Origin of the sequence: Aureispira anguillae (genome assembly GCF_026000115.1) — a bacterium.
Classification (GTDB): domain Bacteria; phylum Bacteroidota; class Bacteroidia; order Chitinophagales; family Saprospiraceae; genus Aureispira; species Aureispira anguillae.
This window is the reverse complement of the sequence record NZ_AP026867.1, coordinates 6,648,040-6,661,209: the sequence shown is the minus strand read 5'-3', so window position 1 is coordinate 6,661,209 and position 13,170 is coordinate 6,648,040. Positions and strand designations below refer to the sequence as shown.

5 protein-coding genes are annotated in these 13,170 nt (G+C 36.7%); 2 read left to right on the top strand and 3 right to left on the bottom strand.

Going from position 1 to position 13,170, the window contains the following annotated elements:
- Positions 1 to 231 precede the first annotated feature (231 nt).
- Together porU and porV are read left to right on the top strand one after the other, a co-directional pair.
- A complete protein-coding gene (porU, locus tag AsAng_RS26040) occupies positions 232 to 4,119 on the top strand; it encodes a type IX secretion system sortase PorU (RefSeq protein WP_264790069.1) in 3,888 nt (1,295 codons plus the stop codon).
- 368 nt (positions 4,120 to 4,487) lie between these two features.
- Positions 4,488 to 5,825: a type IX secretion system outer membrane channel protein PorV gene (gene porV / locus AsAng_RS26035; RefSeq protein WP_264790068.1), complete on the top strand. Its 1,338-nt coding sequence runs from the start codon at positions 4,488 to 4,490 to the stop codon at positions 5,823 to 5,825.
- Positions 5,826 to 5,905: 80 nt separating this feature from the next.
- On the opposite strand, the gene porN is transcribed toward porV, so the two are convergent.
- The 3 genes from porN to porW form a co-directional block, all read right to left on the bottom strand.
- Positions 5,906 to 6,787 carry a type IX secretion system ring subunit PorN/GldN gene (porN, locus tag AsAng_RS26030; RefSeq protein WP_264790067.1) on the bottom strand — a complete coding sequence of 294 codons (882 nt, stop codon included), beginning with the start codon at positions 6,785 to 6,787 and terminating at the stop codon, positions 5,906 to 5,908.
- A gap of 417 nt (positions 6,788 to 7,204) precedes the next feature.
- The gene (locus AsAng_RS26025; protein WP_264790066.1) at positions 7,205 to 9,883 is read right to left on the bottom strand and encodes a transglycosylase domain-containing protein; all 2,679 of its coding nucleotides are present in this window, start codon (positions 9,881 to 9,883) and stop codon (positions 7,205 to 7,207) included.
- A 227-nt stretch (positions 9,884 to 10,110) separates the two neighbouring features.
- A complete protein-coding gene (gene porW, locus AsAng_RS26020) occupies positions 10,111 to 12,924 on the bottom strand; it encodes a type IX secretion system periplasmic lipoprotein PorW/SprE (RefSeq protein ID WP_264790065.1) in 2,814 nt (937 codons plus the stop codon).
- Positions 12,925 to 13,170: the final 246 nt, after the last annotated feature.

The window sequence follows — 13,170 nt, the reverse complement described above, 5'->3', positions numbered from 1 at the left end:
ATCAAACCATGAGCCCATTGGTTCATTGATTTTTGTAAGAAAAAGAATCAAGGATTTGTAATTTTTTCAAACATCCCAACTTTTTAAGAAGTTTGTTTGTCCTAATAATAAAGCCTAGTATATTAATAATTATTAGTTTGATATAGATTCTTTATCTTTGGTAATTATATCTTATGTAGCAATGTACCCATAGTTGTTTGCTATATAGTAATTCTAAAAACACAAAACATAATGCTTCAAACAACATTAAAGGCATTGCTCCTATCCTTATTAATTAGTACGAATGTTTATGCTCAACTTATTACTGAGCCCATTCTTATTCAATGGGAGGAACAACCTCGACAATACAAAATCGCTCAAGATCATATCCTACATTATATGTATTTTGAAGAGGCTAGTTACGATGAGGCTAATCCACAATTTCCTATTTATTCTAAACAAATCGAACTAACGAATTATGGCGAGCTGAAGGCTAGGTTGGTCAATGAGCAATATACACCGCTTGTGAATACAACCCATTTAGATTTGAGCCAGATTGGGGATATAAAGGTAGAAACTGCTGTTTCTTTTGAGCGCAGAAAGCCTGTTGGAATGATCCATTTTAATCCCATTCGAAAAAATCCGACCACGGGGCAATATGAAAAATTAGTGAAGGCAGATTTACAACTTAACCTCTTAAGCAAGCCTTCTCCTTATAATAGTTCTAGAAATGCCAGAAATTTTGCTACTACTTCTAAATTCGCTGATGGACAAATTTACAAAATTGCCGTCACCAATACTGGTGTACAAAAATTGGACTATGATTTCTTAAAAAGCATTGGTATTGATGTTGACAATATTGATCCTAGAAAAATTCAACTCTTAGGTAATGGTGGTAAAGCCTTGCCTGAACGAATGGATGTTACCATTGCCGATGATTTGGTCGAAAATCACATCTTTGTAGCGGGAGAAGCCGATGGCAATTTTGGACAAAATGACTATATCTTATTCTATGGTGTCAGCACTCAAAATTGGGAATATAATGCTACTGCAACCTGTGCTAAATTTAAACACAGCATCAATCCTTATACCAACGAAAGCTATTATTTTATAAAAATCGCTTCAACGAATGGGCTTCGCATGAGCAATCGAGCATCTACGGGTGCTTCTAGCTATACAACCGATGCTTATGATGCATTAGCCCACCACGAAGTCGATCAAACCAATTTGATGGAGCAGGAATTTGCACTCCCTCCTTCAGGAAGAGAATGGTATGGTGAATCCTTTAGAATTACTCGGACTAGGGACTTTAAATTTGATTTCAAAAATAGAATTGAAAGTGAACCAGTTGCTATCCAATCTGATTTAGCCGTTCGTGTATTTACTCCTGGAACCGCTACCCTAGCAGCCAATGGGCGCTCTATGGGGCCTCCTATTAACACAGCTATTACAACTGTTTATATTTATTCTGACTATGCCAAACGTTTAACCTTTCCTTGTACCCCCACTGTCTTAGCGGGTCAAGATGTTGAGGTGCAAATTAACCTTAATCATGTTAGTTCTGCTGCGGATATGTGGCTGAATTACCTATCGGTTCAAGCTCGTTGCCAATTAAATTTCGCTGGTGGTCAACTCCCTTTTAGAGATAGTCGTTCGCTTGGTCAAAACAGTGCGACTTATCAAATTGCCAACGCCAATAACATTACCTTATGGGATGTCAGTGATCCTAGTCATGTTGTGATTCAAGAATATACGGGCTCTAATACCATTAGTTTTGGTGCTGATGCTTCTATCCTTCGTGAATTTGTTGCTTTTGACAACAATCAATTTTATCGCCCATTGGATAGAGGACCTGTTAACAATCAAAACTTGCATGCCATTACTTCTCCTCCAGATGCTGTTTTTGTTGTTCACGCTAGCTTAAAAGCACAAGCAGAGCGTTTAGCTGCTCATCGACGTACACAAGATAATATGACTGTAGATGTCATTGATGTCGCTGATATTTATAATGAATTTGCTGCTGGAAAACCTGATGTTACCGCTATTCGTGATTTTTGTAGAATGCTTTATGAAAGAGAAACTCCAACGCACAAATTTACACATCTATTGCTCTTTGGTATTGGTTCTTTTGATTACAAATCGATTGGTGAAAATCGCACTACGGAGAACAACCCCAACTTGGTTCCTGTCTATGAAACCCAAGAGTCCATGCATCCCATCAACACCTATACTTCTGACGATTATTTTGCGTTGTTGGATCCCCAAGAAAGAATGTCTACCTTTAGCTTACTCGACATTGCTGTTGGAAGATTGCCTGCTGCTGATATAAAAGAAGCGACGATCTTTGTTGATAAAATCATAGATTACGAAACCAATCCTACTGTACTCAAAGACTGGAAAAACCGACTTTGTTTTGTAGCCGATGATGGAGACAGTAATTTACATTTTTACGATGCTGAGGGTATTGCAATCGCTTCTGGGCATGAAGATAGTACTTACAACATCGAAAAGGTCTATTTGGATGCCTACAAACAGGTGAGCACTTCTGGCGGAGAACGTTATCCCGATGCTAAAAACTCTCTTTTAGACATTCTTTTTAAAGGTAGTTTTATTGTGAATTATCTAGGGCATGGAGGAGATGACGGATGGACACAAGAACGAGTCTTTACGAGTAATGACATCAATAATTTATCGAACCAAAATAAGCTGCCACTATTTATTACTGCAACTTGCTCTTTTGGTCCTCACGATGACCCAAATACTGTTTCGGCAGGAGAACTATTGCTTTTAAATCCTTATGGTGGTGCTATTTCTATTTTAACAACGGTACGAGTTGTTATCGCTTCTCACAATGAACGTTTGGTGAAAAATACATTTAATGTCATTTTTGAAAAAAAGACCAATGGTCAAATGCCTACGACTGGCGAAGTTCTTAAAATGGCAAAAAATAAAGCAGCGATTACTCCTCCAGTCAATTCTAGAAAGTATGCACTGTTGGGAGATCCTACTATGAAATTAGCCTATCCCAAACACACCATCAGAAGCACGAGCATCAATGGTCGTCCTATTACTGCCAGCAGTCAAGATACCATCAAAGCTTTAGAATTGGTGACTATTTCGGGAGAAGTCGTAGACGACAATGGTGTTAAAGTAGATTTTGATGGTACCATCTACCCTACTGTTTTTGACAAACAAGATCGTCTGTTTACCTTAGGTAATGATGCGGGGAGCTTCCCTGATGATTTTTTCTTGCGCAAGAAAATTATATTCAAAGGGCAAGCAAGCGTCAAAGATGGAGACTTTACCTTCTCCTTTGTTGTTCCCAAAGATATTAACTACACCTTAGGCTATGGTAAGTTGTCTTATTATGCCGAAGATGGCAGCAAAATGGATGCTCATGGGCATTATAGTAAATTGGTTGTTGGCGGATCTAATCCTAATGCCGCTGTTGATAATCAGGGTCCTGAAGTGTTGGTTTACATGAATACAGAGGAGTTTGCAAGAGGAGGAATTACAGATAATAATCCTAAGTTATTGGTCAAATTATACGATGAAAATGGTATTAATACCGTTGGAAATAGCATTGGGCATGACTTGACGGCTAAGTTAACCACTCCTAAACAAGAGGTAGAAGAGTATATTCTTAATGATTTTTATGAATCTACCAAAGATGATTATACTAGAGGAACGGCTATCTATCCGCTAAAAGACCTTGCTCCTGGCTTGCATACTGTAAAAGTAAAGGCTTGGGATGTTTACAACAATCCGGGGGAGGGATCTACAGAGTTTGTCGTTGCAGAATCAGCAGATATGGCATTGGCGCATGTCCTCAACTATCCCAATCCATTTACCACCAGCACTAATTTTCAATTTGAACACAATTTCCCTTATCAATCGCTAGAGGTTCAGGTTCAAATATATACCGTTTCTGGACGACTAATAAAAACCATCGATCACGATGTTAATGCAGAAGCCAACAATGGCTATCGGGTGGATAACATTCATTGGGATGGTCTTGATGATTATGGCGATAGAATTGGCAAAGGCGTTTATATTTACAAGATTTTTGTACAAACAGAAGGGGCGGCTGACAAAACAAAACAAAGCAGTGAATTTCAAAAACTCGTCATTCTAAAATAACCTCATAAAATAAAACAACTCAAGTAAGAAACAGGGAGCTTATATTGTTTTTTCAAATATAAAACTTCTTATTTCTTACTTGATAAAATGTGTTTCTGCATAATTTTTGAGGACAACTGATTGTCCTGCTAAAAACACTTAGTTTTAGATAAAATTAAATAGCATTGAAGTGAGAAAGTACTATTTTATTTGTACTTTTGACCGTAGAATTCAAAACTTCGAATATATGTAAAAACTTTACTTCTAGGAATCATTTTTTTAGTAAAACGTCAATGGTTTTTTTATCATTTATCTACCCCAATAATAAAGTATTGTTTATTGGATAAAGATAGAGCAACCTGAACGAACGATTACAAACCAAAACAGTAATGACAAACAATATTTTTTATATGAAGATGACGATTCTAAGAAGTTGCCTTATTCTTATTGCAACCCTTACTCTTTCTCAGACAAAAACAATTGCACAAGGCTCTATAGATTGCCCTTTTAATGGTGCTTCTGCCGATGGTTCTGATTGCAACAATACAATTATTACAGCTGTCCCATTCTTACGCATTGTTCCAGATGCTCGTTTTGGCGGTATGGGCGATGTAGGAATTGCAATGCCTTCAGATCCCAACTCTATGCATTTTAATGCATCCAACTTAACATTTGCACCAAAGGACTTTAGTATTTCAGCTACGTTTACTCCTTGGTTACGTGCCTTGGGGTTAAACGATGTATTTTTAGCCTATTTGTCGGCTTACAAACACGTTGATTATTTCCAAACCATCGGGGTTAGCCTTCGCTTTTTCTCTTTGGGACAAATTCAATATACAGATGATCAAGGGAATCCGTTGCAAACGGTTCGTCCAAACGAATTTGAATTGGCTTTTGCTTATGCTCGTAAACTAGGTAAAGATTTTTCAGTTGGTTTCACTCCAAAATACATTTTTTCTAATTTGGGAACTGGGGCCGTTTCTGGAGGACAAACAATGACTCCAGCACATGGTTTTGCTACTGATTTATCCTTTACTTTTCGCAAAGAGTTGCAAATTGGCAAAAAAAGAGAAGATCTAAAAGATAGAAAAAATGCTATTTTCTCTGCTGGACTAGTGTTCTCTAACATTGGTACAAAAATATCTTATACTCAATCTGCTAACCGTGATTACATTCCTGCTAATTTAGGCTTAGGGTTCTCATTTGAGTATCAATTTGACAAACACAACTCTATTGTTGTAGGCTTAGATATTAATAAACTGTTAGTACCTACTCCTGTTCGTAAACTTCAATATGACGAAGATGGAGAAATAATCAAGGATAGTAATGGTGATCCAGTTATCAATCCTGATTACGATGCCAATAATGATGATGTAGCAGATTACAAGCAACAATCTGTTCCTGCTTCTATCTTTTCTTCCTTTGGAGATGCACCAGGTGGTGCTGGAGAAGAATTCTCTGAATTGATGTGGTCTGTAGGTTTAGAATATTGGTACAACAAACAATTTGCTGTTCGTTTTGGACACTACAATGAGCATAAATTTAAAGGAAATCGAAAATTCTTTACAGTTGGATTAGGTATTCGTTATAAAATTTTCAACATCAACTTTTCGTATCTAATTCCTTCTCAAGCAGGGCAACGTAATCCTTTGGACAACACCTTACGTTTCTCTATTATGTTCGATTTTGGAAAAGCTCCAGACAAGAAAAAAGGTAAAAAAAGATAGGCTAATTAGTCGCTTCTTAGTAAAACAAAAAAAACGAAGAATGTAAATTTACATTCTTCATTTTTTTTTTAGGAATGTTTTTAATAAGACCAAAGGTCATGTTCAAAATTAAAAATTTCAGAATGAATTCTTTCGGATTCTAATAAAGCATTGGTGCCATTCTTTGCATAATCTTTAATACGTCGATCGTGGATATTATTTTCTTTGATAATATAAGAAGAAAAAAGACGAGCCTCAAACAAATCATCCCAACTCAACCTAGCACCATCATTCAATGGATTAAACGTCTCCGTTTGCGCAAATGTTTTTCTCAATTCTGGATAATAAGCCCAAAACATGGGACCAGAATTCAGAAATTCGCCGTTATCATCATAGCGATTAATAATAGGGGCAATGCCCAATATTCGAACGCCTAATGTAGAGGTTTCTTCATCAAAATACCAAACTTCCTTGATGCGATACTTCTGTACATTCTCCCAATTAAATTCATTGGTGACAACAACAATGCTATCTCGAAGGGTTTCTGGATCATAAATACTAATGGTATCAGCGTAAGACATTAGGTTTTGGATTTCATCTTGACTTAATGCAATAGAGAATTTCTCATCCCAAGAGCTATAAAGTGTAATGTTTCCTTCTTTTGCAGCATCTAAGAGGGTCGTAATCAAAGGACCATGCGGACTAACAAAAGTATGATTCATTTTTTCACGTGTATCAACTTCTCTCCATATTCTTTTTTCCCAAAAAACATCTTTTTCATGGATATAGTCATAAGGCAGTGGCATTTTTTCTTTGTGCAGATAACGATCATAAAAACCATCCCTAGGTTTCTTACAGGCTTTTTTGTCCTCTGTAACACGAACGCCTGCTTCGGTCATGTAAGTATTTTGAGCATCTATCGAATTGGTAACAACCAATAATCCAGCTACCAACAAGCTGGTAATTTTTGTGATTGAATTCATTTTCTTTGATTTTTTTTATTGCAAAGTTTTTACTAGCAGTAATCCGTTTAATACTAATTCTTAGTCGCTATTCTATCTTTTTTCTGCGTTATGGGCACATTAGAATTAAGACGCTAGTTATTTAAAATTAACGGAGTAATGTTAAAATGTAAAAATCTACAATAAGCGATTGGTTTAAGATCAAAGAAAATAGATAAAGGCAAGGCTTCCTTAATTATTTTTCAAACGTTGATCGTTTTGAATTTATTATCTATAACCGTTACTTAAGTGGGTATAAATAACATTTTGTTAAGGTTTAACAACTTCCTCTGTTTCTTTATAATGGTCAATAAACTAAAGGTTACAAAAAAAAAGCCACTTACAAATCTTAGATCTGCAAGCGGCTTCTATAATTGAACTTAACTTGATTTTTTCAATTTAAAAATCTTCATCTGTTCCATAAACATCGGTATTGGTTGCATCATTGCCTTTATCCTTAATGCTTTCCTCCGTAAACTGATTGTATTTTAAACAGTCCATCTCTCGTTCTATAATTTCGGGAATGGGGAATCTTGAATTGGGATTAAAAACATTATCTTCTCGAAGGGTTGAATCTGCCTCCATATTTAATAAAACATTTCTAAAAATAGGTCGAGCCATTTTTGCTCCCTGCCCATAGGTCAAACTTCTAAAACGAATATAACGATCGTCGCATCCAACCCAAGTTCCGACTACCAAATCTGGCGTTATTCCCATAAACCAACCATCTGCTTGAAAATTCGTCGTTCCTGTTTTTCCTCCGTAAGAAGATTTCACCCCTCTCAAACGCCCTCTCTGTATGCGTTGCAACATCTGATTCATCACATAAGCCCCCTGTTCAGACAAAATAGCTTCTGAACGTTGATCCTGCCCCGCCGAATAAATGAGATTGCCATTTTTATCTTCAATTCGATCAATAAAGATTGGCTCCGTGTAAGTCCCTTTATTTGCAAAAATGGTATATCCTCCTGCCATTTCAAAAGGTGATAAGTTAGGCACTCCCAAACAAAGTGCCGCCGAAGTTGGCACTCGACCATTAGAAGTATCAATCCCAACATCAGCCAAAAAATTTCGGAAAGGTTCTGGACCTTTTAGCTCCTTCATCAAATAAGCAGAAACCGAGTTCAAAGAACGATTTAAAGCCTCTGTTAAGGTAATTTCGTCCCCGCTAAAACCACCTGCGTTCTTAGGTGTCCAATCTTTTAATAATCCAAATTGCCCCTCTCCTTTTGAAATAGTGGTAGGTTGATCCCACACCTTAAAACAAGGAGAATAGCCTTTTAGATCTACTGTCAAAGCATACAAAAATGGTTTAATCGTTGAGCCTACTTGGCGAGCAGCCTGATCTTTATTAACATGATCAAACTTAAAGTATTTGTGGTTAATTCCTCCTACCCAAGCCTTAATCGCTCCAGTTGTGGGTTCCAAGGCCAACATTCCTGTTTGCAGATGCATTCTATGATAACGGATCGAATCAAACGGGCTCATTAAGGTATCTTTTTCTCCTCTTTTGTTATAAGCAAACACCGTTGTTTGAACAGGCGTTTTCATATAATCCATGATCGCTTTATTTTGCTTTTGGAGCGAATCAATTGCTTTGCTGGTCAAAATATCTTTGTAATTCTGCGCTTGTTTGGAGGAAATGAATCCCGTTTCTTCCCATTTTTTCAGCAAGGCTTTTCCATCTACCCAAGGAGAATAGCGATTTTTTCGTTTCGGTTTTTTGTCGTACTCAACAATTTGGAACAATCTATCAATATCAATATCTCTTAATTTATGGGCAACTGCTGTAGGCATAAATTTAGATCGTACCTTTTGATAACGAGGTGATCCCCAAACTTGTTTTAACAAACCCAAACGACGCAAATTCATCTCTGCATCTGTATTTTTTGAGGTTTTTCGTGTCCAAGGGTTTTTGATTTTTGAATTAATAGGAGGATTAGGATGATTCCAATCTGACCATGTTTTAAATAAGCGAGTTTGATGCTCTTTTAAGTGGTCTAAAGCAGCCTTTTCGGCATGCCTTTGCACTCTAGAATCAATTGTTGTGTAGATTTTTAAGCCATCTCTATAAATGTCATAAGGAGTACCATCTGGTTTCTGAAACTGCGGATTATCCTTTGCCAATTGCACCAATAGTTTTTTGAGATAATCTCTCAGATACATCCGAAAATAAGTTGCAATCCCATCGTTGTGATCTTTAACTCTAAATTTAGACATTTCAACGGGAGTCACACGCAGTTTATGATATTCTGCCTCTGTAATATGCCCTTTGATTTGCATATTTTTTAACACCTGTTCTCTACCCTTGCTAGCTCGTTCAACATGTCGTCTGGGATTATACAAGGACGGATTTTTTAGCATGCGCACCAACATAGCAGCTTCCGTAATGCTCAGATCATAAGGATGCTTGTCGTAATAAATTTCTGCCGCTGATTTGATTCCATTGGCTCCATACAAAAAGTCAAATTCATTAAAATACAAGGCAATAATCTCTTGTTTGGTATAGGAGCGTTCCAAACGAACTGCTGTCAACCATTCTTTTAGTTTGGTAGAAACCAATAACCAAGCTCGTTTAATGGTACCCTTATTTTTAGTATTAGGACGCCCTACTAATAATTTAGCCAATTGTTGAGAAATTGTACTACCTCCACCAGCACCACTTTGCTGAAGAATCAACGTTTTTACAAACACCCTCCCTAGAGCTTCCGCATCGATTCCAGAATGCTCCAAATAACGAGCATCCTCTGTCGCAATCAAGGCATTAATCAAGTGCGGAGACAAACTATCGTATTCTACAGGTGTTCTATTTTCTATATAATACTTCCCTAGAATGGCATGATCAGACGAATAAATATTAGAAGCAATACGACTCCTAGGATTCTCCAATTCTTCAAAAGAAGGTAAATCAAAAGAAAGCATTACAAAAATTCCTATCGCCAATAAAATTCCCAATGCGTACAATCGCCACATCCATTTAATGAAATTTTGATACTTGGCAACTCTTTTTTCTCTTTCAATCAAACGAACATCTGAGGGGTTGGACTGTTCTGACAAATCTTCTATATATTTAGGCATACTGTTATTTTTTCATTAACTGTTTCATAAGTGCAACAAAACTACAAGGCAAAAGCAATTTGTATCCAATGGATTGCACGGAGTAACAATTTTTGTAAAACGCTATATATTTTATAAACCTCCTATAGCACCAAGGTTTTCAACTTGAATCAGTACAAAGATAAAAAAAGAATTGGCATCTCTTTCTAGAAGAAATGCCAATTTTATCAATAGGTTGATTCTCTTATTTATCGGTAATGTTTCTCAAAAAATGCACGGTACTGATAGAACTTTTGTGTAGTCATTGCTAGCCCATAATTTTCTTGAGAAATCGCATAAATGGTATAGCCTTTTACACCTGGTAAAAATTCTGGATTAGCTCTAGCATCTGTTACGTACTTCATTGCCTGCTCTCCGCTCGTAAAAGCACCACGAATCGTCAAACTAGGCGTTCCTCCATCTACCAAAATAGAAGAAACACTCAAACGGTTGTTTAAATAGAACTTGTTGTTAAACTCCGTTAATCCTGCTCTATACTGATTAATTTTTGTCTTTTTATTGTCAAACACAACCAAGATAAGATGCTTGGTTTTCATATTTACTCGATAAGGCACTAAGTCTTTGGCTCCCCCCTTATTATTATTTACTGCTCCTCCTTTATTTTTTGCTTTATTGCCACCTAAAATAGCGATCATTGCCTTAGCCTGCTTTTCTTCTTTGGTGTTGGGAAAACTAGTAACAATAATTCTTAATGCTTTGATATAATCCTGTTCTCCTTTCATTCCCCCTACACACATAGCTTCCAATATGGCAAAACGTGCTTTCATTTCATAATTGCTCCCAAACTCCGTTGGAACGGCACGAACTCTACTCAAAGCCTGCTCTGCTTTTCCATCTTGGATCATAGCATAAGTATCGTCATAATATTGGTTAATTTTTTGATACTTAATTTTTTCAGAATTAGCAAATTCAGGATCGCTCAACACTTTTGCAATATTTGATTCTGGATACTTTTTAAGAATTTCATTTTTATAATAATTGGCTTGGGTAGCATTGTTTTTTTCCGAATAGATATTGTAAGCCAAAAACATCGCCTCTACAGCATAAGGATTATCAGGATACTTAGCAACCAATTGTTTAACCAATTGGAGCGCTTTGTCATTTCTACCTAAATCCTCTCTATAATGTTCTGCCGCTTTAAACATAGCCTCACCAACTTTTAGCGCCAATGCTTCTTTTTCTTGATCGCTCTTAGGCACTCCCTTTTTCTTCAGGTAGGCATCAATCTCTGCTTGTGTTTTAGGAACAGCAGCAGCAATTTCTTCATCATTTATTGTAATGTCCTCTTCTCGATCTGAACGTCTCCAATTATCCACCCAAGAACGTTTATTCCAACGCTTTTCAAACTCACGTTCTCCCTTCTTTTTGAGGGTGGCATTATACAATGGAAATTTTGATTTTTGTAATGCTGCATCCGAAATCGTTACCGTCCCTGTTGCACCTCTAGATCCTGTTCGGCTAGGTAATGGTCGATCTGTAGCAGCATTCATAGAACTCAGTTCCATTTCACGAAATCCTTTTTTAGTAGGCAACGGGTTATTAGGTCCTTTTGCTGCACGATTTTTTGCCATCGCTTCTTCCATTTCCATTCCATTAATCGCCCAACGTTCTTGTTTTAATCGCTCCCAAGAACCAACCACTAACATACTATCTTTATCTATCTTTGCTGCTAAATGAGTAGCCACGCCTTTTAATCGATGTTTATACAGATCTGTGGTTGCAAAGCGCTCATCCTTTTTATCCATTACTTGGATGGTACTATCGTAATAAGCATAGGACTGAACAAAGTCATCCTTTTCATAAAACAATTGAGCCAATAGTAGGCAGCCTTCAGTACGTTGCGCATTATTACTGCTATAATTTAAGGATTGCTGTAAAGCAAGAATTCCATCCTCTTTATTACCTGATTTTAATTTAATTTCGGCTAAAGCAAAATAGATTTGATCTTTGTATTCTTCATTCTTTGAATCACGCAACATGCGTTTCAAAGCGATTTCAGGATCGACTACCTTTTTGCCCGTTGCACCAGCTGCATTTTTTGCCATATTAAGACGAGCATTAAATTCCATCTCATAACTAGGGCGTAAACGCAAAATATGATGAAAACGCTCCATTGCCAATTGGCTATTTCCTTGCATCTGATAGATTTGCCCCAATAAATAGACGTAACGATTTTTGATCGTTTTCTTTTTTGTATGCGCTACAGCCAATTCTAAAGGCTCTATAGCCTTTTCGTACTCTTTCTGTTTGATCCAACTATAAGCAATAACAGCTTGAATTCTTGGATAAAGTTTTTTAGGAACCTTTTTATCATTTTCTAATTGTCGCAGATAATACCCCGCCTCATCAAATTGTCCCAATTCAATGTACGTTTTAGCCAACCAAAGCATAGAACGATATCGTACAGGACGATGTTTGATGCCATATTTGATTGGTTTTTCGTCCTCTTCATCCTCAGCCTCTTGCTTCGTTTTTTTCTTTTGGGACTTCTTCTTTTTCTTTCTCTTTTTGCGTTTTCTACGCTTTTTCTTTCTCTTTTTTTTCTTCTTTTTCTTTTTGAGTTTTTCTAACTCTTTGGCAACATTTTCTGGATGGTATTTATCGACAATAAATTTAAAAGTATTAGCAGCACGTTCATACTCCTTTTGTAAAAACTCAGCCTTTCCCATCAAATGATAGCTATCATCGGTCCAATTCCCAACCGTATGTAATTTAATATTTCGAGCGCATTTAGTAATGGCTTCATCCAATGGTTGCTTGACCGCCCCTGCATCGGCTACTGCCGCATAAGGATACATTTCCAAGTACTTATTGTAATTGTCCTGATGTTGCTTGTTCAACAAATCAAAGCTCTCTACAACACGCAAATTGGCATTATAATAAGCATTGTAACGCCCTGTTAAGTTGTGATAAGGCTTGGTAACAAGAGTTTGTTTAGCACATCCTACCAACATAATGATGGTTAGCCCGATGGTACTAAAGAATATGAATAGACTTTTCATGCAATGAATCGTTTTGCTACTATAATTTTGGGTCAAAAGCTCTTGTTTTACAATTATTAGAACAACAAGCATAAAAAGAAGAGCGTGCTATCTACAAAAATACGCTCTTTATTTAACTTTTGCTGCCTTGTGTCAATTTTTTAACGAAAGTGTAAGAGTTTATGTGATAAATCCCCCTATTCTTTTTGTACTTTTGCCCTCTATGTTTTTAATTTGAATTTTTGACCGTTTAAAAAAGCACTTTAT